We start from the raw sequence: 19,318 nt of genomic DNA, 5'->3' as shown, positions 1-19,318 counted from the left end.
CATGAAGATGAGAGTAATTTTTGCCGCCTTAATCGCGATGGTCATGATTGGTTGTACTCCAATTGGCGCGATGGATCAGAATACGTTGACCGCGGTGGGCTATGCCAGCATCAGTGAGCAGACTGGTCGTAATGATGAAGAGAAGCAAGTTCGCGCAATGCGCGCTTCAAAGATTGATGCGTATCGTGAACTGGCAGAGCAAGTTTATGGCCTGCGCGTGTCAGCAAGAGCGGATCTTCAAGACCAGCGTCTAGGTGTTGAGTCGACGACTGGTGCAGTGGATGGCGTTATCCGCGGAGCAGAAGTTGTACGCAGCTACAAAGTCGGCGACAGCTACGTCACTGAGCTAATACTGGATATTGAAAAAATGGACAGGTTGCGTGATTACGGTGAAATTCGCCGTGTTCCAGAGAAGAAGCGTCAAACCTTGTTCTAATACAGTGGTCTTGCTAAAGGCAGTTGGAATATGACGGGGCGGCAATGTAAACCATTGCCGCCCCGTTTGTTTATGGGTCAAGCCATCGCAATTTGCATCGGGGCGCCAAAAAACAGCATGTCTGAGATGCCAAGCTTGTCGGTGAACTGAATGCCAATCCGAAGTTGACGGCTGCCTAACATCTGGCTACCAAACACCACTTGGCCAGTGTACCTCTTGTTACCGACCTTCACCTCGACACGTTCCCCTACCATCAGCATTTTTTGACACTCCACACCGATGCCGCCTTTAGATATATCGATAATGTTCATCGTGGTATAGCTTGAAAATAGGCCAGTTTTCCTGATAGAGCCTTTTGCGTAACGCATAGCAAAGCGAGGGTGTTCCCTAAGCTCGCTAGAGGTAATGGCCTCTCGATATTCGGTAAGCGCTTTCATAGTGTAACCCCGCGTCCATGTGTTGTGGTAAACGATGACTTTATAAAATCATGATGACATTGACAACATTAGCAACAGGCCTTGCCGGCTGGCTAGTATTGGAATTCAATTTTGTGATCTAATAAATTAAGTAGTGTAAGTATCTAATTAAAAGGCAATATATGGGATTGTGTAAGGTATCAATAAAGCGATAATAGGGTATGAGAACGGTGGTCTATCATCTCAATGTTGTCACTATAGATGTGATTGAAAACACGGTTTCACGATCAGTTTCTATTGATTACGGGTAATTTAAAATCAGCTAATATACCCTACATATAGTAAGCGCTTTCTTTCAGGGAGGGAAGTATAGTGCATTGGCAGAGTATTATTAGAAGAGAGAATGGCTATGCGGTGCTGGCCGTTCTAAGTTTGAGCTTTCTGGCGTGGTATCACTGGGGAATGAACGTCACTCAGCGTATTGACCTTGATGTTCCAGGAATCTCGATGATGAATGATGCCATCAACGGCGGCAACTCTCTCGGACATTTTGTTCAGCGCGATAGCACCTTGAGTTTTACGTGTCAGACTCGCCGCTCCAATACGTTTCCTTTTTGCAGTGTGATGATCCCAACGTCTTCACGAGCAGTGCAAGGGCTGGATTTACGGCGTTTTCATTCTGTACAAATCAAGCTGTCTTATTCAGAAGCCTCCGATCTTCAGGATTCGGTACTGGTTTATTTGCTTAATGCCGAGCATGATGCAATATCAACCGCGACCATTTCTAGAGCCAATCTGCAAACCATCATTCCTGTTAATCAGCCCACTTATTCCTACTCGCTACCGATTGCCAACTTTTACGTGCCTTCATGGTGGTCATTTTTGCACTCTAAAATTTCTGACCATTCGGCGCGGCTTGATAATGTCACGGACATTCAAATTGCGACTGGCGATAGTCATGCCAGAAAAAACACCACGATAACGGTGCGCTCGGTGGAGTTTGTCGGTAAATGGCTAACGCTATTTGAAGTCCAGTTTGTTCTGGTGGCGGCATGGATGCTTGCCGTCACTGTCGATGTGTTAGTGCGTCTTATTGCTCTCAAACGTTCTCTTCAGGCAAATCAGAATAGAGCGTCATTTCTGGACATGAGTTTAACCCATGCCAATAGAGAGCGGGACAAATACAGAAAACTGGCCTCGCTAGATAAACTCACGGGTCTCTATAACCGTCAAGGTGTCCAGGAGCGTTATTTACATCGACTGGACATTAAAGAGACACTGTTTTTGATTCTGTTGGATATCGATAACTTCAAACGCATTAACGATACCTACGGACATAACGAAGGGGATGCGATACTGGTGAATCTTGCTACCACGTTGACAGCGCATTTGCGCGAAGATGCGGTAATTGGCCGCTGGGGTGGGGAAGAGTTTGTCGTGATCTGCAGTGCTAAAAACCACACCGTTGCCACTCGGATTGCTGAGCGTCTTCGAAAATCGATTGCCGACAGCCAGTTAAGCCTTTATTTGCCCGTGACGTGCTCGGTAGGGGTAACGAATGTCGATAGGAGTGCCACACTGCAAGACAATCTTGAGCGAGCAGACAAAGCCTTGTATCAGTCCAAAAAAGATGGAAAAAATCGAGTGTCGACGGGGTTTTATCTGGCTGCAGAGCCAATGGCATAGTGAGGATAAAGGTTCAACTCTAAGCGTTCGCTCTAAGCTTTTAGGTTAGTGCCGAGTGTCGATAAGGTATGCGTTTGCCCGCCAGCGTTATAGGTCATGCCTATTTTGCCGTGGCTTTGCTGCATTAGGTTGTTGAGTTTATTAAAACTTAACTGAGCGCGCTGCAAGCTTTGGCCGTTGATGTCGTTAAGTTGTTGGCAGTCGAGAACGATCGACTTAATGTCCGCCACTTTTTGGGCTAGTGGTGCTTCATCGGTGAGACGGTGAACGTCTTGGTGTTCACTTAAACGTTTATCGGTCTGTTGTAATTGGCCGACTAGCATCATCTTTTCTTTTGCAATGCGTTCGATCTCGCTGGATTCGCGCGCCGCGATGGCTTTGGTCTCTTCCGCAAGAAGAAGAGACAGGGCTTTTGCGTTTTTGAGTTGGTAGTCAATCAAATCAACAAGTGCTGCCATTACCTGTACCTAAAATTTAGTGAGTCTGCGGACGCGATTATCGTAATCCGCCAAGTTCGTCTTCAAACTTGATCATGTTATCAGCCAGCTTTTCTGCATCAACGGTGTAAGAACCGTTTGCGATCGCGTCTTTGATTGCTGCGACTTTTGCCGAGTCAAAGCTAGGTTGGCTAGCCATTTGCTGATGCATTTGACCAATGGCTTTACCGCCTTGGCTCAATGTGACAGCGTCTTGCTTTGCTGAAGGTTGACCAACTTGAGTTGACGCGCTTTCTTTGCTGGCGTCCGAACGAGCAGGTGCGCGACTTGTCGTCGTTAGCGTCTGTCCAGATCGAATGTTATCAATGCCTGCCATAGTTTCGCCTTATAAAATTGCTCAATATTGCGTTGGTTGTGGCCACGTATTGTAGCCCTGAATGTCACACAATGTATTTGTGTATACCGTCCATATCGACGTGCAAATCAAAATCTTTAGAAAAAAATCAAAAATTAACGGTAATTTCTGCAACACCGGTGACAATTCCCTCAATTATACGCTGAGACTTGTCATTTTTCACTCTTACTTGATCGCCATGAGCGCCATCCGACAGTGCCGTGCCCCTAGTGGAGATGGTCATCTCGTTTTTTACAGCCCGAATCACTACTTTTTCGTTGCGACAAACTACGCAGACATCGTTGCGCTCGATAACATCACCCAGTTTTACGTTGCGCTTAAGTTTAGCACCAACGACACTATTCATGTTGCTAAAACCGCCACGTCGTGCGCGGTTCTTATCCACCATGGTCATGGAGACATCGTGAGCTTCCACCAAACTGCCGCGAGAGAGTGGCCTTGTCGCCGTCACCAGAGGCATCGAAATAGACATTCTAACCGGCACGTAGATACGCCAGTTATCTTCTGGGCATTCAACCAATACAGTTACATTGCTACTGGTATTTCTCGTTGTCGACGATGAGGTTTCGAGTGGTGAAGGGCAATCAGTTGCATGGATGCGACTGTCTATCCGGCCAGGGGTTGCCACGATTTCACCACCAAGGGGCTGCTCAATGGTCTCTAAAACATGAGCTTGGGCAGCCTTTTGAATGTTTTCTATTTGCTCAGGCGTTGCTGCGTGCGTTAATACGCTAAAGAATATCGCGTGCCAGACGATAAAGAGGCAAAGCCAGTGACACTTTTGCCTAAAAGTGCGGCTGGAAGTATGCAAAAAAGATGTCTTATAATACAGCATTCTGTTTCTCGGATTCTCTGAGGCCGAGATAGACTATCACTTTTTTAGCTTAAAAGTTTGAGATGGAGATGAACTTATGACCGGTATCTTGGATTCGGTGAATCAACGAACTCAGCTAGTAGGTCAAAACCGACTAGAGTTGTTGACCTTTCGTTTGATGGGCCGCCAGCGTTACGGTATTAACGTGTTCAAAGTTAAAGAAGTGCTGCAGTGTCCAAAGCTCACCCGTATGCCTAACCTCAATCCGTTAGTCAAAGGGGTCGCGCACATCCGTGGTCAGACTATTTCAGTGATTGATTTGAGCTTAGCAGTAGGTGGTCGACCAACCACCGATATTGAGAATTGCTTTGTTGTCATTTCCGAGTTTAACCGCAGTGTACAAGGCTTTTTAGTCAGCTCTGTTGAACGCATTATTAACATGCACTGGGAGTCGATTTTGCCGCCACCAGAAGGTGCTGGTAAAGAAAACTACCTGACTGCCGTCACCAATATTGATAATGAGCTGGTTGAAATTCTTGATGTAGAAAAGATCCTTGCGGAGATTTCACCAGTGCGTGAGGAAATGGATCATCGCATTGTCGAAGAAATTGCTGTGGCAGAGCAGAAAAAGCAGAAGCCAATGGTAAAACGCATTATGATTGCAGATGACTCGGCTGTTGCGAGAAAACAGGTACAACGAGCGATTGAGTCTATTGGCTTTGAAGCCATTTTGGTTAAAGATGGCAAAGAAGCGTACAACAAGCTGGTAGAAATGGCCGCTGCAGGTAACATTCACGACCAAATTTCGCTGCTTATCTCTGATATTGAGATGCCAGAGATGGACGGCTACACGTTAACGGCAGAGGTTCGCCGTCACGCTGAGCTGAAAGATTTGCACATTATCCTTCACACCTCGTTAAGTGGTGTATTTAACCAAGCGATGGTTGAGCGAGTGGGCGCCAATGAGTTTATCGCCAAGTTCAACCCAGAAGAGCTTGGAGGCGCTGTAAAAGCCGCAGTCATCGCTGACTAAAAGTAAAAAATGAGAGCTTGTCGGCTGTGTAAAATGCAGCCTTAAAAAGCAAGCCTTTAGTAAAGTAGTATAGAGAATTGAATGACAGCGATAACCATTAGCGATCAAGAGTATCGTGAATTTAGCCGCTTTTTGGAATCCCAATGCGGCATTGTGCTTGGTGATAGCAAGCAATATTTAGTGCGTAGCCGTTTGAGCCCATTGGTATCAAAGTTTGGTTTAGGCACTTTGTCACAGCTGTTAAAAGAGGTTGTCATTGGACGTAACCGCGAGTTACGCATTGCCGCAGTAGATGCCATGACCACCAACGAGACTTTATGGTTTCGCGATGGTTATCCGTTTACGGTGCTTGCCGATAAGCTCCTACCTGAAGCGGCGGCAAACAAAAGACCAATAAAAATTTGGTCAGCGGCAAGCTCATCAGGCCAAGAGCCGTATTCGATGGCCATGACCATTTTAGAGACGCAAACCAAGAAGCCTGGTTTACTTCCAAATGTGTCGATCACTGCCACGGATATTTCCAATACCATGCTCGACATGTGCCGAGTCGGTGAATATGACAATCTAGCGCTAGGACGCGGATTGTCGCCTGAGCGTCGCCGCGTGTTTTTTGAAGATGCCGGCAACGGTAAGATGAAAGTCAAAGACAACGTCAAGCGTTTGGTCAACTTTAGGCCTCAGAACCTAATGGACTCTTACGCGTTGCTGGGTAAGTTTGACATTATTTTCTGTCGCAACGTATTGATTTACTTCTCGCCGGATATGAAGGCCAAAGTACTCAACCAAATGGCACGTAGCCTAAACCCTGGCGGTTATCTGCTGCTAGGCGCGTCAGAGTCGTTGACGGGTTTAACTGACCAATTTGAAATGGTGCGTTGTAACCCGGGCATCATTTATAAGCTCAAACCCTAACAATTTCCGTTAATGGTTATCCCTTCTCAAAGCCTTGGTGTATCACCAAGGCTTTTTTATTTGCTATGCTCACCCATAGTGCCGCTTTGGATGAGCGGTGCGATGACATTCCTAATTATCCAACGCCTTATTGGCGCAGTGTTTGCTAGACAGTTTTCGTTATGGCACTCACTAAATCGTCCGCTTGCACGAAAATGAAGGCAATTTTTACATTGGCAAACATTTTTGGCGCGGATATTGCTTTATAACTATGACAGGCACCTGTTTTTGAACGATGAGGTTTAAATGGCCATCTCTTTTAACAATGCACTAGGCATTCACCAACATACCGTCGGGGTACGTGAAAAGAATGCAGAAGTCATCTCTACCAATATTGCACAGGCAAATACTCCTGGCTTTAAGGCGAAAGGGATGGACTTTGACCGTGCGTTAAAAGCGGCAAGCTCAGGGGCAAGTATTGGTCTTAGTCGCACCGATGGACGGCACATTTCTGCCTCCACCAATGTTTCTGGCGAAGTGTTGTACCGCACGCCGACTCAACCAGATACGGGCGACGGCAATACCGTCGATGTGGATCTAGAGCGAAACTTGTTCATGCAGAACCAATTGCGTCACCAAGCTTCTATTGATTTTCTAGGAAGCAAGTTCAAAAACATGACCAAAGCGATCAAAGGGGAGTAATTTAGATGAGCTTATTTAACGTTTTCAATGTAACGGGTAGCGCGATGAGCGCCGAATCGGTTCGTCTAAACACCACCTCAAGTAACCTCGCCAATGCCGACAGCATTAGTAGTTCAGCGAAAGACACCTACAAGGCACGCCATGCCGTGTTTGGTGCTGAGCTGAGCAAAGCAAAATATAACCGCGACCACACCGTGCCTGTGAAAGTGATGGGCATTGTGGAAAGTGATAAACCACTTAGCGCGGAATACAACCCAGATCATCCATTGGCGAACGACGAAGGCTACATCTACAAGCCGAACGTTAACGTGATGGAAGAGATGGCAAACATGATCTCAGCATCTCGCTCTTACCAGACCAATGTTCAGGTGGCGGATGCGAGTAAGCAGATGCTCATGAGCACACTGCGAATGGGTAAATAGAGATAGGAGATAGCACATGGCTGGAATCAACAATGTTGGTCAAGGCAGTTTATCCTACCTTGACCAATTAAAAAAACTGCAAGATCAAAGCAAGACTGAAGAGAGCACGGGTAAACAGGATCTCAAGCAAGAAGACTTCCTGTCACTACTCACTAAGCAGTTGTCTCAACAGGATCCGTTTAAGCCGGTCAGTAATGACCAAATGATTGCGCAAATGGCGTCGTTCGCGACCGTTGATGGCATTGGCAAAATGAACACTCAGTTCGAAAGCCTTAACTCATCAATGACCTCTAACCAAGCGTTGCAAGCGTCTTCGTTAGTAGGACGTGACGTTCTGGTGCCGGGGGCAGCAGGTATCAAACCCGCTGATGCCGGTATGGCTGCAATGGTGAAGCTGCCGCAATCAATGGATAACGTGCTTGTTCGTGTAGAAAATGAAATGGGTCAATTGGTTCGTACCTTCGATGTAGGTGCACAGCCTGGTGGCGATGCACGTGTAGAATGGGACGGCAAAGATGATCAAGGTAATCCAATGCCTGCTGGCAAGTACAGAGTGAAAGCTTCTGGCTTGATGGAAGGAGAAAGCCGAGAGTTTGAAGTGTCGACGTACGCCAACGTCAACAGTGTACTTCTTGGCAAAGGCGATGGAAACGTACTGCTCAACCTAGCTGGCTTTGAAAGTCCAGTTCGACTAGCAGAAGTACTGGAAGTCGGCAAAGCATAACCGCTGGTTAGATTAGGAGATTAGGAATGTCATATGTATCTTTAAGCGGTCTATCTGCGGCACAGCTAGATCTGAACACCACCAGTAACAACATTGCCAACGCCAACACATACGGCTTTAAAGAGTCGCGTGCTGAATTTGGTGATGTGTACTCAAACTCTTTGTTCACTAACGCAAAAACCACTCCGGGTGGCGGTGCGCAGGCGAGCAAAGTCGCGCAGCAGTTCCATGAAGGGTCAAGTATTTATACCAACAACCCAATGGATCTTCGTATCAGCGGCACAGGTTTCTTTGCAGTGGCAAAAGATCGCCTTACTCCGCAGCAAAACGAACTGACGCGTAACGGTGCGTTTCACTTAAACAAAGATAACATGCTCGTAACGTCTAACGATGAGTTCCTGCTCGGTTATAAGGTCGATCCAAAAACTGACCAAGTGACTTCTTATGAAGCAGAGCCGATTGAAGTTCGAGCGGAATATGGTGTTCCTGAAGCGACGAAGAACGTTGAACTAGGTGCGAACCTGCCAGCGAGCGCGGAAGAAAACGATCCGACACTGTTTAACTTTAACGATGAAACGTCTTATGACCGTGCAACATCGGTAACAGTGACCGATTCAAAAGGTCAGTCTTACAAGATGACCACCTACTACCTTAAGTCAAGCAACCCAGCCACGCCAAACACTTGGAATGCGTTCTACACACTAACGGATGGTCAGGGTGAAAAGCCACTGAACATTGACGGTGGTGATACGGCGGCAGCAAACGGCCACGTGGGTCACTCCATTACATTTAAAAATGATGGCACCTTTAACCAGGTGAATGGTGGCGCGCCAGTGAAAACCGTTGATTTCGCGACCGCAGGTATTGATTTGAACGACGCTGATCCTTCACAGGCAATTAACCTGAAGCTGGGCACACATACATCATTTGCTGCTCCGTTTGAAATCACTAAGCTGGATGAAGATGGCGCGATGCCAGGCTTTTTGACTAAAGTTGATTTTGATGAAGCAGGCAACGTGTTGGGTACTTACTCAAACGGCAAAAACGTGAACCTTGGCCGTGTGGCATTGGTTCGAGTTGCAAACGAGCAAGGCCTTGACAAGAAAGGCGGTACTCAGTGGGATTCGACTTCTGCATCTGGTGAAAAGATCTGGGGTGAATCCAACAAAGGCTCTTTTGGTACCGTTAATAACGGCACCCTTGAGCAGTCGAACATCGACATGACTCAAGAGCTGGTGGATTTGATTTCAGCGCAGCGTAACTTCCAAGCGAACTCTCGTGCATTGGATGTACATAACCAGCTGCAACAAAACATCCTGCAAATTCGTTAATCGAACCTAGCTCGACAATTGATTGACCGCGTGATGGGCGTTTGCCTGTCACGCGGCTTTGTGCGTTTTTTCAGCAATGCTTTGCCGCCCGGTGCCGCGTTGCCGTTTTCCTTTGCCATTGCCGCGCCTGCCGCCCTTGCCGATCTGGCAATTATCCCTACAAAATCTTTCTATCTCACTGATAAATATAAATAATACTTTTTGGCACAGAGATTGCTTTAACGCTCTAGTACTTTGAATGTTGGAGCTATCAATGGATCGTGCCCTGTATCTCGCCATGAGCGGAGCGAAGCAAAATATGCAAGCTTTGCAGCTAAGAGCGAACAACCTTGCTAACGCAAACACACCTGGCTTTCGTGCCGACCTTGCCCAAGCGCGCTCAATGCAAGCGTATGGCGAAGGGTTGCCAAGCCGTGTGTTTAGCATGACAGAGCGTCCAGGCCATAGCTTTGAGCAGGGCAGTGTTGTGACCACAGGTCGTGATCTCGATGTCACCATTGAAGGCCAAGGTTGGATTTCTGTGCTGGATAAAACTGGCAAAGAAGGCCTCACCCGTAACGGCAGTTTGCGTGTTGATCAAAATGGTCTTCTAGCGAACAGCAACGGCCATTTGGTTCTTGGTGAGCGTGGTACACCGATCACGGTGCCAATCCCACTAAGAAAAATCGAAATCGGTCGTGATGGCACGGTATCGGTTATTCCTCAAGACGCGCCAGCAGATGAGATGGAAGTGGTGGATCGAATCAAACTCACCAACACAGATAACCGCTCACTATTCAAAGACACTAACGGTTTGTTCCGCAGCAAAGATCCTGCGCTTGGTTTTGAAGCGTCTGCCGCTGTGCAAGTGATGACCGGCGCGGTTGAGGGCAGTAACGTGAATGCCGTTGGTGAGATGACAAGTTTAATTGATCTGCAGCGTCAGTTTGAGATGCAGGTGAAACTCATGAGCACAGCAGAAGACATGGACAAAGCGTCTGATTCACTGCTTCGCATGGGTTAATTGGTAAGGACATAGGGGAAGAATATGCATCCGGCACTTTGGGTAAGTAAGACTGGCTTAGACGCGCAGCAAACCAATATTTCAACCATCTCAAACAACTTGGCGAACGCCTCAACCGTTGGCTACAAGAAAAGCCGCGCGGTATTTGAAGATCTGTTTTATCAAAACATTAATCAACCTGGTGGTCAGTCATCGCAAAACACAGAGCTGCCAAGTGGCCTAATGTTAGGTGCGGGTTCAAAAGTGGTTGCGACCCAGAAAATCCACACACCAGGCAATGCACAAACCACCACCAACAGCCTAGATATGATGATTGAAGGCGATGGTTTCTTCCAAGTACTGATGCCAGACGGCAACATCGGTTATAGCCGTAATGGTCAGTTCACGTTAAACGATGAAGGCATCATTGTGACCTCGGGTGCAGGTTATGCGCTAGAGCCAGAAATTGCCATTCCAGAAGATGCAATTTCGATTACCGTGGGTACGGATGGTGAAGTGTCAGTACGTGTGCGTGGCCAACAAGATAATCAAGTGGTCGGTAACATCACGACCGTTGATTTTATTAACCCAGGCGGCCTTGAGCCGATTGGTCAAAACCTTTACTTGCCAACGGGCGCCAGTGGCGATCCAAACGAAGGCATTCCAGGTCTTGATGGCTTTGGTAAAATTCGTCAATCAACACTAGAAACATCAAACGTGAACGTGACGGAAGAACTGGTCAACATGATTGAAGCGCAGCGCGTGTATGAAATGAACTCCAAAGTGATCTCGTCAGTCGACAAGATGATGAGCTTTGCTAACCAGCAGCTGTAGCTAGAGGTCTGACTTATGAAAAAACTGTTTTGTATCTCGCTATTGGCTGTGTTGTCTGGTTGTGCGCAGTTTGGCCCGCAAGAAACTGTCGACGAAGTCGCTGATAGCACCACAGCGGTTGATGCCGTCGAGGGTGATCGCTCTCAATCAACTGGCATTGTGGATACGCTACGCGGCCGAACGGATCCGGTTGCTGACGATCCTGCCTGGGCGCCGATTCACCCAAAAAATAAGCCAGAGCATTACGCGGCGGCGACAGGTTCACTGTTTAACACCAATTACGCTCGCGATTGGTATGATGATTCCAAACCACGTGGTATTGGCGACATCATCACTGTCGAGCTGAATGAAGCCACCAAAGCGGCAAAAAGTGCCGATGCCGATTTGTCGAAAGCCAATGACTCATCCATGGAGCCATTAGCGGTGGGTGGTCGTCCGGTGACGATTAACGACTATGACTTCTCTTATGAGCTTAAAAACGACAATAACTTTAAAGGCAATGCATCAGCAAACCAAAGCAACAGCATTTCTGGTTCAATTACCGTTGAAGTCATTGAGGTACTCGCAAATGGCAATCTGGTGATTCGCGGCGAAAAATGGTTAACATTGAATACCGGTGACGAGTACATTCGACTTAGTGGCACCATTCGTCCAGATGACATTGAGTTTGATAACACCATTGCGTCAAATCGTATTTCTAACGCACGAATTCAGTATTCTGGCACTGGAACTCAACAAGATATGCAAGAACCTGGATTCTTGGCACGATTTTTTAATGTCTCCCTATAGGAGTGGATTAATCGAATCGTAAGCGGCAAACCCTCTCCTAAGAGGGTTTGTTTGTTTTTAGGGTAACATCATGAAAAAGTTTACGTTTTTACTATTGGGTTTGTGCTTTGCCGCGGCAAGTGTGCAAGCGGCACGCATCAAGGATGTGTCAGAAGTTGCCGGTGTGCGTAGTAACCAACTGGTGGGTTATGGTCTGGTAACGGGTCTACCAGGTACCGGTGAAAAAACGCCGTTTACCGAGCAGAGCTTTCGTTCAATGCTGGAAAAATTCGGTATTCAAATGCCGATCGGTTTCAAGCCTAAGTTCAAAAACGTGGCCGCGGTGATTGTAACCGCAGAGTTGCCGGCTTTCTCAAAGCCGGGGCAAAAGATTGATGTCACCGTGTCCTCTATCGGCGCGGCAAAAAGCCTCCGCGGCGGCACACTGATGCAAACCTTCATGCAAGGTTTGGATGGTGAGGTTTATGCGGTCGCTCAGGGTAACCTGGTTGTGAGTGGCTTTAGTGCCGAAGGTCTCGATGGCTCAAAGATTGTTGGTAACAACCCAGTTGTAGGTATGATTTCAAGTGGTGCGACGGTCGAACGTGAAGTACCAAGCCCATTTTCTCGCGGTGACTACATCACCTTTAACCTACTAGAGTCAGACTTTACCACTGCACAAAACATGGCGAATGCCATCAATGACTTCTTGGGGCCGCAAATGGCGAACGCATTGGATGCAACTTCGGTACGCGTTCGTGCGCCACGTGACTTAAGCCAGCGCGTTGCCTTCCTATCTGCGGTTGAAAACGTGGAATTTGATACCGCCGACAGCGGTGCAAAAATCATTGTTAACTCTCGAACTGGCACCATCGTTGTGGGTAAACACGTCAAGCTAAAAGCAGCGGCAGTGACTCACGGCGGTATGACGGTCGCCATTAAAGAAAACCTACGTGTTAGTCAGCCTAACGCATTCGCTGGTGGTGAAACGGTGGTTGTGCCTAATTCAGACATTCAAGTGACTGAAGGCTCAGGCAAAATGTTTAAGTTTGAGCCGGGTTTAACACTGGATGATTTGGTGCGTGCGGTGAATGAAGTAGGCGCGGCGCCATCGGATCTCATGGCTATCCTACAAGCGTTAAAACAAGCAGGCGCTATCGAAGGCCAGCTGATCGTAATCTAGGAGCGCTAACATGATGAAAAATCCCAACGATATCGGATTTATTCACGATATCGGTAGCCTAGACAAACTTCGTCAGCAAGCTGTCAGCGGTAAAGAAGGGGACGATGACGCAGCGCTGAAAGCGGCAGCGCGTCAGTTCGAGTCAATCTTTACCACCATGATGCTTAAGTCGATGCGTGATGCGAATACCCATTTCGAGTCAGACTTATCCATGAACCAAAACAACCAGTTTTATCGTCAAATGCTCGATGAACAGATGTCGAGTGAGCTAAGCGCGAATGGCTCTCTTGGGCTTGCGGACATGATTGTTGCTCAGCTTGGTGCGGCACGTGCGCCTGAAGCTCAATCGGCAAGCAATCATGAACTTCGTGTGCGCAATGAGTCGTTTGATTTACCAGAGCGTGAAGCCAAGTACGATGAAGCTAAGGCGCGTCGTACAGCTGCAGCATTGGGACTTGATGGAACAAGAACGAACGCCAAACAAGTCGATTTTGCAACGCCAGAGACTTTTGTGAGTTCACTGAAACCTTACGCCGATCGCGCCGCGAGTTCTTTGGGTGTGGACTCTTCACTCCTTCTAGCGCAAGCGGCACTGGAAACGGGCTGGGGGCAAAAAGTGGTCAACAATAGCCAAGGTAGCAGTAACAACCTATTCAACATCAAAGCAGATCGCAGCTGGGGTGGTGACAAGGTGGCAACGCAAACTCTGGAATACCACCAAAATGTGCCAGTGCAAGAGCGTGCCGCATTCCGCTCTTATCGCACCTACGAAGATAGCTTCAATGACTATGTGAAGTTCTTGAATGAAAACCCACGCTACCAGTCGGCACTAAATCGCAGTGAAGGCTCTGAGTCGTTCATTCGTGATATTCATCAGGCAGGTTACGCCACCGACCCAAGCTATGCCGATAAGGTACTTAGGGTTAAAAAACAGATTGATGACATGGCGCTTTAGTCGTCATCAAGATTCTAATAACCATCGCTCGGCATCGTTGCCGAGCGATGTCGTTTCTAGCTTAAGAAAATGGTCGTTCGTCGGTCGTTTTTTATCCATAAAAACATTCGTTTCCGGCATTTTTTAGCAACTGGCATACATGTTGCATTTTAACTATCAACGACGGGCAAATCATGATGATTATTGCCCGATTTTGAGGTTTTTGGGGGCGATATGGCGTCAGATCTTCTGAACTTAGGGTCACAAAGTGTACTCACAGCTCAGAGACAGTTAACCACGACTGGTCATAACATTTCTAATGCAAATACAGAGGGTTACAGCCGTCAATCTGTGGTTCAGGGTACCAGTGACCCTAGGCAGTTTGGTGGGCAAACCTACGGTATGGGTGTGCATGTGGAAAATGTTCGCCGCTCTTGGGATCAGTTTGCCGTCAAAGAGCTCAATATGGCCACCACCCAGATGAATTTTCGCAATGAGAGCTTGTCCAATCTCGATTTGTTGTCGGGCATGCTGTCATCGGTGGCGTCGAAAAAAATTCCAGAAAACCTTAATGACTGGTTTGATTCAGTCAAAACGCTTGCCGATACACCGAATGATATTGGTGCTCGTACTGTGGTGCTTGAAAAGGCGGATTTGATTCGTCAAACCATGAACAACTTTCACGAATCGATGCGTCAGCAAGCCGATACCGCCAACAAAAAGTTGGATATGGGTATTGAGCGTGTCAACCAGCTTGCTCATGAGATCCGCGACGTTCATCGTCTAATGGTGAGAACACCAGGGCCGCACATTGATTTGATGGATAAGCACGAGCTGCTTATCAAAGAGCTATCGGAGTACACCAAAGTAACGGTGACACCTAAGGCTGAATCAGAAGGGTTTAATGTTCACATTGGCAATGGCCACACTCTAGTCTCTGGCACAGAAGCAAGCCAATTAAAGATGATCGACGGCTCGCCCGACGTTCACCAAAGACGCTTAGCCATGGTCGAAGGCAAGGGGATCAAACCAATCAAAGCCGATGACATTGGCGGTAAGATCGAAGGGATGTTGGATCTGCGTGATAAAGAGATCCCATTCATTATGGACGAGTTAGGTAAGCTCGCCACCGCGTTCTCTTTTGAAGTCAACAAGTTGCAAAACCAAGGTTTGGATCTTAATGGTCAAGTGGGTGCCGACATTTTCGTTGACGTAAATAGCGAAGTGATTGCCAAATCACGCGTGGTGACCGCGCCAAACTCTAAAGCCGATATGGCGGTATACATTGCCGATACGAGCGAATTGAAAGGCGGTGAATACGAGCTGCGATTTGATGGCAATAACTACTTGGTCACCAAACCAAATGGTGAAAAGCAAACCGTGGACGTGAATGTTAGCTCGGGTGCGTTTTATCTAGATGGCATGGTGGTCAACATCAAAAACGCCCCTGAAGTAGGTGAGCAAGTCCTGCTAAGACCGACGCGAAATGGCGCTGCGACGATGAAAATGGCGACCGATGATCCAAAAACTATTGCTGCAAACAGCTTTGAGGCTTCTTCTACACGTGCTCAAGGTAACGCTAAATTTACCATTCTTGGTGCAGGCCAACTTCGCGAGTTCGAAGTCCATGTATCGCCAACCGGGAAAGAATTTGCGGTCACAGATAAGCAAGGCAATGTATTACTGACGCCTCAGCTATATCCGCCAACCGATCCTGTTACCGTCTTGGGTACGACCTTTGAGCTGACTGATGGCGCGCTACCTAACGACCGGTTTGCCGCAAACCTAAACCCAGCGCAAGGTGATAACGGTAACCTTCGCAAAATGATCAACATTCAAACAGATAAAACGTTGAATGGTGGTAACTCGACGGTAATCGATGTTTATCACAATCTAAATACCGAGGTTGGCCTGAAAGCGTCTACGGCAACTCGATTGCAAGAAGTGGCCAATCTTGAACACGAATCGGCGAAAAGCCGTATCGCGTCCATTTCTGGGGTAAACCTAGATGAAGAAGCGGCAAATATGATGAAGTTTCAGCAGGCGTATATGGCCTCATCACGCGTGATGCAGGCGGCCAATGAAACCTTCGATACCATTTTGGCATTGCGATAGGAGGTAATGGAACATGATGAATCGCATTTCTAGTTTTCATAACTATCAAACTGTTCAAAATGACCTGCGTCGTCAGGAAAACAAAATTCACCACAACCAGGCGCAGCTAGCGTCAGGTAAACAGCTACAAAAGCCTGCGGATGATCCGCTAGCGGTGCACTACCTGCAGAAAGTGGGTCAGCAAACCGAACAGCTAAACCAGCATACTGACTCAATCGTGCTGTCTCGTAACCGTCTAGAGCATCAAGAAGTGATGCTGCGTGAAACCGAGCAATTTGCCGACCACGCCAAGCGCTTAACCATGGAAGCGATCAACGGTGCTCTGTCGCCACAAGACCGCGAAGCTAAGGCGCGCCAAATTGAAGAGTTGGCGGTGAACTTTTTGGCACTAGCAAACACGCAAGATGAATCCGGCAACTACACGTTTGCAGGTACTAAGAGTCGTACTCAGCCGTTTTTTGTCGATAGCAATGGCAAGATGTCGTACGCCGGTGATGACTACCAACGCAAGATGCGTATTTCAAACAGCATGGAAATTGCGACCAGCGATCCTGGCAGCAAGCTGTTTATGGAAATTGAAAACCCATTTGGCGACTATTCAGCAAACTATCAGCTGCAAAATGCTTCAGAGCTGCTATTGCAACGAGCCACCAACAGTAACGCCAGTGATGAGAGCCGCTACAAAGTGACTTTTGTCGATATGGGCAATGATAGCTTTGGCTATCAGCTAGAGCGCGATGGCGCAGTGGTGAAAGCGGACGACTACGATCCGAAAACTGGTGTTGAGTTCGAAGGGTTGAACATTCGCGTTCGAGGTCAAATCACGCCGGGTGATGCCATTGAGCTTGAACCACAAAAAACCTTCAGTGTTTTCGATACGTTTCGCGATGCCATTGTCGGAATGGATAACGATGTCGCCGATGCCAGTGCCAGTGCTGAGCTGCATCAAGCCACAGAGCAATTTCATACTGCGTTTATGCATTTGACTAAGGCGCGTACTGATACCGGCGCAAGGCTCGGGACATTAGATATTCAAGAGGCGCAGCATGAAGATTTCAAAATCTCGCTAGCGCGCTCGAAAAGCAATTTTGAGGATCTGGATTACTCAAAAGCGGTGATTGAATTTGAAGAGAATTCAAGAGCGCTGCAAGCCTCGCAGCTTGCGTTTGGTAAGACCAAAGATCTGACTTTATTTAACTATTTATAATTCTTCGCTTTGTGTTCTCGGTTGCCCTATGTGCCAAGCCTTAGGAGCAGGAATGCAAAGTTAAGAGCGGCAAAACAGCGTACAGCCACATTGCCACTCTTATCAATAAGTTTTCCACAACACATCTGTGCGATGAATGCTATGGGTTTAACTTATTGATTGTTAATAACTTAAGCGAAACATGATTCAGGTTCCAAAACTTGGCACGTGATTTGTATTAACTAAATTGAACCACTGTGCTTTGCCGTTTTGGCAGGGCTCAGGCAGAGAATTTGAACAGATACTCCATCTGATACGGGGTATCAGGTGGATGTAGACGGTCAGTCGTTGCCAACGGCTATCTGGCCGCGTCGCAATCCAACTTGAAGCGCTTGCGAACTCATTTAGGAGAGCAAAATGGCAATTACAGTAAGTACTAACGTTTCTGCGATGACCGCGCAGCGTTATCTCAATAAGTCTTCGAATGACTTAAATACGTCGATGGAACGTTTGTCATCAGGCCACAAAATTAACAGTGCCAAAGACGATGCAGCGGGTCTGCAAATTTCTAACCGCCTAACTGCGCAGTCTCGTGGTTTGGACGTGGCAATGCGAAACGCTAACGATGGTATCTCGATTGCACAAACGGCAGAAGGGGCGATGAATGAGTCGACCAATATTCTGCAGCGTATGCGTGATCTCGCGATTCAATCGTCAAACGGCACTAACTCGCCATCAGAGCGTCAGGCTATCAATGAAGAGTCGACAGCTCTGCAAGCGGAACTAAACCGTATTGCAGAAACCACCTCGTTTGGTGGTCGTCGCTTGCTTAACGGCTCGTTTGGCGATGCATCATTCCAAATCGGTGCTAATTCTGGTGAAGCCATGATCATGGGACTAACTAGCATCCGTGCTGACGACTTCCGTATGGGCGGCACCACGTTTACTGCAGCGAATGCAAAAGATTCAAGCTGGTCGGTAGCACCGAATGCCGCTGACTTAAAATTCGAGTTCACCACGAAAGCGGGTGAAGCGGTAACCGTAGACATTGCTGCGAAAGCGGGTGATGACATCGAGCAGCTAGCGACCTACATCAATGGTCAGTCTGACTTGGTAAATGCATCGGTGGGTGATAACGGTGAGCTGCAAATCTTTATCGCGGAGCCAGACTTAGAAGGAGATGTAACGATCTCTGGTGGCCTTGCGTCGGACTTAGATCTGACTAACACTGGACTGCAAACCACGGTACAAGATATTGACATGACCACGGTAGCCGGCTCGCAAAACGCTATCTCGGTACTCGATTCAGCGCTTAAGTATGTCGACGCGCAGCGTGCAGACCTTGGTGCGAAGCAAAACCGTCTGAGTCACAGTATTAATAACTTGGCGAACATCCAAGAAAACGTTGAAGCGTCGAATAGCCGCATCAAGGATACCGATTTCGCTAAAGAGACAACCGCTATGACCAAGAACCAGATCCTGCAACAAGCAGGTACCTCGATTCTTGCTCAAGCGAAACAGTTGCCTAACTCTGCGATGTCTCTACTACAATAGTAAGACATCCAGATAAAGCAGAAGATACCTAGCCAGACGTGGCGCAATTATCTTAATGCTTGGCAAGCATACCTTGTGAAAGTGTTGGGGCTCTCTCTCTCAACCTGCCCTGATACGGCCATGAAGTATGTCGGAACGCCGGATTGTGTTCATTTCTCTTGATCTCCACACAGGCCATGGCTTCCATCCAGCCCCAGTTCTCTCAAAGGAATAGGGGCTTTTTCTTTTTTTGTGTTACCAGAAATCTGTTTATCCACTCAACCTTTTGCCACCTCAACCTCTTCCATTCCGTACTCTCTAAGCCAATTTTAAAGCGAAAAATCTGATTGTTTCGGCCGCCAATGAGAGATCTTTAGCACTTTTTTTGCAATCTATTGCTGTTTGCTCATTTCGTAATCAAACGGATGTTTTATTTAAATTTTTTCCGTTTTTTCCTAAAGGTTTTTTTCACCGTG

General features: G+C 47.4%; 21 protein-coding genes. 17 read left to right on the top strand and 4 right to left on the bottom strand.

Going from position 1 to position 19,318, the window contains the following annotated elements; all coding sequences use genetic code 11:
* Positions 1–7 precede the first annotated feature (7 nt).
* Complete coding sequence (locus tag ACVA6Q_RS08445) at positions 8–436, top strand: LPP20 family lipoprotein (protein ID WP_338165006.1); 429 nt, start codon at positions 8–10, stop codon at positions 434–436.
* Between the two features lie 77 nt (positions 437–513).
* Here ACVA6Q_RS08445 and ACVA6Q_RS08440 read toward each other — a convergent pair whose 3' ends face one another.
* On the bottom strand, positions 514–873 hold the full coding sequence (locus ACVA6Q_RS08440) for a PilZ domain-containing protein (protein WP_446647241.1): 360 nt from the start codon (positions 871–873) through the stop codon (positions 514–516).
* Positions 874–1,224: 351 nt separating this feature from the next.
* Here ACVA6Q_RS08440 and ACVA6Q_RS08435 point away from each other — a divergent pair, with 351 nt between their 5' ends.
* Positions 1,225–2,538: a GGDEF domain-containing protein gene (locus ACVA6Q_RS08435; RefSeq protein WP_446647240.1), complete on the top strand. Its 1,314-nt coding sequence runs from the start codon at positions 1,225–1,227 to the stop codon at positions 2,536–2,538.
* Between the two features lie 32 nt (positions 2,539–2,570).
* Here ACVA6Q_RS08435 and ACVA6Q_RS08430 read toward each other — a convergent pair whose 3' ends face one another.
* From ACVA6Q_RS08430 to flgA, 3 genes are all read right to left on the bottom strand, one after another.
* Entirely contained in the window at positions 2,571–2,996 is a 426-nt protein-coding gene (locus ACVA6Q_RS08430) for a flagella synthesis protein FlgN (protein WP_446647239.1), read from the bottom strand.
* A 37-nt stretch (positions 2,997–3,033) separates the two neighbouring features.
* Positions 3,034–3,351, bottom strand: a complete 318-nt coding sequence (gene flgM / locus ACVA6Q_RS08425; RefSeq protein WP_429761360.1) for a flagellar biosynthesis anti-sigma factor FlgM — start codon at positions 3,349–3,351, stop codon at positions 3,034–3,036.
* 127 nt (positions 3,352–3,478) lie between these two features.
* The gene (gene flgA, locus ACVA6Q_RS08420; RefSeq protein ID WP_446647238.1) at positions 3,479–4,225 is read right to left on the bottom strand and encodes a flagellar basal body P-ring formation chaperone FlgA; all 747 of its coding nucleotides are present in this window, start codon (positions 4,223–4,225) and stop codon (positions 3,479–3,481) included.
* Positions 4,226–4,301: 76 nt separating this feature from the next.
* Between flgA and ACVA6Q_RS08415 the strand changes: the two genes are divergently transcribed.
* From ACVA6Q_RS08415 to ACVA6Q_RS08345, 15 genes are all read left to right on the top strand, one after another.
* Positions 4,302–5,237 (top strand): chemotaxis protein CheV, encoded by a 936-nt coding sequence (locus ACVA6Q_RS08415; RefSeq protein ID WP_446647237.1) that lies wholly within the window; start codon positions 4,302–4,304, stop codon positions 5,235–5,237.
* Between the two features lie 81 nt (positions 5,238–5,318).
* On the top strand, positions 5,319–6,149 hold the full coding sequence (locus ACVA6Q_RS08410; protein WP_429761366.1) for a CheR family methyltransferase: 831 nt from the start codon (positions 5,319–5,321) through the stop codon (positions 6,147–6,149).
* A gap of 285 nt (positions 6,150–6,434) precedes the next feature.
* On the top strand, positions 6,435–6,830 hold the full coding sequence (gene flgB, locus ACVA6Q_RS08405; RefSeq protein ID WP_042496988.1) for a flagellar basal body rod protein FlgB: 396 nt from the start codon (positions 6,435–6,437) through the stop codon (positions 6,828–6,830).
* Positions 6,831–6,835: 5 nt separating this feature from the next.
* Complete coding sequence (gene flgC / locus ACVA6Q_RS08400) at positions 6,836–7,252, top strand: flagellar basal body rod protein FlgC (RefSeq protein ID WP_042496991.1); 417 nt, start codon at positions 6,836–6,838, stop codon at positions 7,250–7,252.
* Positions 7,253–7,268: 16 nt separating this feature from the next.
* On the top strand, positions 7,269–7,976 hold the full coding sequence (gene flgD, locus ACVA6Q_RS08395) for a flagellar hook assembly protein FlgD (protein WP_338164997.1): 708 nt from the start codon (positions 7,269–7,271) through the stop codon (positions 7,974–7,976).
* Positions 7,977–8,002: 26 nt separating this feature from the next.
* Entirely contained in the window at positions 8,003–9,307 is a 1,305-nt protein-coding gene (gene flgE, locus ACVA6Q_RS08390) for a flagellar hook protein FlgE (RefSeq protein WP_446647236.1), read from the top strand.
* A gap of 18 nt (positions 9,308–9,325) precedes the next feature.
* The gene (locus tag ACVA6Q_RS08385; RefSeq protein ID WP_446647235.1) at positions 9,326–9,502 is read left to right on the top strand and encodes a hypothetical protein; all 177 of its coding nucleotides are present in this window, start codon (positions 9,326–9,328) and stop codon (positions 9,500–9,502) included.
* Positions 9,503–9,560: 58 nt separating this feature from the next.
* Positions 9,561–10,310 carry a flagellar basal-body rod protein FlgF gene (flgF, locus tag ACVA6Q_RS08380; protein ID WP_446647234.1) on the top strand — a complete coding sequence of 250 codons (750 nt, stop codon included), beginning with the start codon at positions 9,561–9,563 and terminating at the stop codon, positions 10,308–10,310.
* Between the two features lie 24 nt (positions 10,311–10,334).
* Positions 10,335–11,123 carry a flagellar basal-body rod protein FlgG gene (gene flgG / locus ACVA6Q_RS08375; protein WP_112462175.1) on the top strand — a complete coding sequence of 263 codons (789 nt, stop codon included), beginning with the start codon at positions 10,335–10,337 and terminating at the stop codon, positions 11,121–11,123.
* A 15-nt stretch (positions 11,124–11,138) separates the two neighbouring features.
* The gene (flgH, locus tag ACVA6Q_RS08370) at positions 11,139–11,912 is read left to right on the top strand and encodes a flagellar basal body L-ring protein FlgH (protein ID WP_353496754.1); all 774 of its coding nucleotides are present in this window, start codon (positions 11,139–11,141) and stop codon (positions 11,910–11,912) included.
* A gap of 70 nt (positions 11,913–11,982) precedes the next feature.
* Complete coding sequence (locus ACVA6Q_RS08365) at positions 11,983–13,074, top strand: flagellar basal body P-ring protein FlgI (RefSeq protein ID WP_338164992.1); 1,092 nt, start codon at positions 11,983–11,985, stop codon at positions 13,072–13,074.
* A 10-nt stretch (positions 13,075–13,084) separates the two neighbouring features.
* Entirely contained in the window at positions 13,085–14,029 is a 945-nt protein-coding gene (gene flgJ / locus ACVA6Q_RS08360; protein ID WP_446647233.1) for a flagellar assembly peptidoglycan hydrolase FlgJ, read from the top strand.
* Between the two features lie 213 nt (positions 14,030–14,242).
* Positions 14,243–16,123 (top strand): flagellar hook-associated protein FlgK, encoded by a 1,881-nt coding sequence (flgK, locus tag ACVA6Q_RS08355; protein ID WP_446647232.1) that lies wholly within the window; start codon positions 14,243–14,245, stop codon positions 16,121–16,123.
* A 13-nt stretch (positions 16,124–16,136) separates the two neighbouring features.
* Positions 16,137–17,330 carry a flagellar hook-associated protein FlgL gene (gene flgL, locus ACVA6Q_RS08350; RefSeq protein WP_353496751.1) on the top strand — a complete coding sequence of 398 codons (1,194 nt, stop codon included), beginning with the start codon at positions 16,137–16,139 and terminating at the stop codon, positions 17,328–17,330.
* A gap of 396 nt (positions 17,331–17,726) precedes the next feature.
* Complete coding sequence (locus ACVA6Q_RS08345) at positions 17,727–18,863, top strand: flagellin (protein ID WP_353496750.1); 1,137 nt, start codon at positions 17,727–17,729, stop codon at positions 18,861–18,863.
* The last annotated feature ends 455 nt before the right edge of the window (positions 18,864–19,318 follow it).

It is taken from the genome of Vibrio sp. DNB22_10_4 (assembly GCF_052879755.1).
The sequence above is the reverse complement of the archived record's forward strand: the minus strand, read 5'-3'. Positions and strand labels throughout refer to the sequence as shown.

What these genes read in the sequence shown, in the direction of transcription:
- ACVA6Q_RS08445 (WP_338165006.1), top strand. Translation starts at nt 8, where the DNA reads ATGAGAGTAATTTTTGCCGCCTTAATCGCGATGGTCATGATTGGTTGT.
- ACVA6Q_RS08440 (WP_446647241.1), bottom strand. Translation starts at nt 873, where the DNA reads ATGAAAGCGCTTACCGAATATCGAGAGGCCATTACCTCTAGCGAGCTT.
- ACVA6Q_RS08430 (WP_446647239.1), bottom strand. Translation starts at nt 2,996, where the DNA reads ATGGCAGCACTTGTTGATTTGATTGACTACCAACTCAAAAACGCAAAA.
- flgM (WP_429761360.1), bottom strand. Translation starts at nt 3,351, where the DNA reads ATGGCAGGCATTGATAACATTCGATCTGGACAGACGCTAACGACGACA.
- flgA (WP_446647238.1), bottom strand. Translation starts at nt 4,225, where the DNA reads ATGCTGTATTATAAGACATCTTTTTTGCATACTTCCAGCCGCACTTTT.
- ACVA6Q_RS08415 (WP_446647237.1), top strand. Translation starts at nt 4,302, where the DNA reads ATGACCGGTATCTTGGATTCGGTGAATCAACGAACTCAGCTAGTAGGT.
- ACVA6Q_RS08410 (WP_429761366.1), top strand. Translation starts at nt 5,319, where the DNA reads ATGACAGCGATAACCATTAGCGATCAAGAGTATCGTGAATTTAGCCGC.
- flgB (WP_042496988.1), top strand. Translation starts at nt 6,435, where the DNA reads ATGGCCATCTCTTTTAACAATGCACTAGGCATTCACCAACATACCGTC.
- flgC (WP_042496991.1), top strand. Translation starts at nt 6,836, where the DNA reads ATGAGCTTATTTAACGTTTTCAATGTAACGGGTAGCGCGATGAGCGCC.
- flgD (WP_338164997.1), top strand. Translation starts at nt 7,269, where the DNA reads ATGGCTGGAATCAACAATGTTGGTCAAGGCAGTTTATCCTACCTTGAC.
- flgE (WP_446647236.1), top strand. Translation starts at nt 8,003, where the DNA reads ATGTCATATGTATCTTTAAGCGGTCTATCTGCGGCACAGCTAGATCTG.
- flgF (WP_446647234.1), top strand. Translation starts at nt 9,561, where the DNA reads ATGGATCGTGCCCTGTATCTCGCCATGAGCGGAGCGAAGCAAAATATG.
- flgG (WP_112462175.1), top strand. Translation starts at nt 10,335, where the DNA reads ATGCATCCGGCACTTTGGGTAAGTAAGACTGGCTTAGACGCGCAGCAA.
- flgH (WP_353496754.1), top strand. Translation starts at nt 11,139, where the DNA reads ATGAAAAAACTGTTTTGTATCTCGCTATTGGCTGTGTTGTCTGGTTGT.
- ACVA6Q_RS08365 (WP_338164992.1), top strand. Translation starts at nt 11,983, where the DNA reads ATGAAAAAGTTTACGTTTTTACTATTGGGTTTGTGCTTTGCCGCGGCA.
- flgJ (WP_446647233.1), top strand. Translation starts at nt 13,085, where the DNA reads ATGATGAAAAATCCCAACGATATCGGATTTATTCACGATATCGGTAGC.
- flgK (WP_446647232.1), top strand. Translation starts at nt 14,243, where the DNA reads ATGGCGTCAGATCTTCTGAACTTAGGGTCACAAAGTGTACTCACAGCT.
- flgL (WP_353496751.1), top strand. Translation starts at nt 16,137, where the DNA reads ATGATGAATCGCATTTCTAGTTTTCATAACTATCAAACTGTTCAAAAT.
- ACVA6Q_RS08345 (WP_353496750.1), top strand. Translation starts at nt 17,727, where the DNA reads ATGGCAATTACAGTAAGTACTAACGTTTCTGCGATGACCGCGCAGCGT.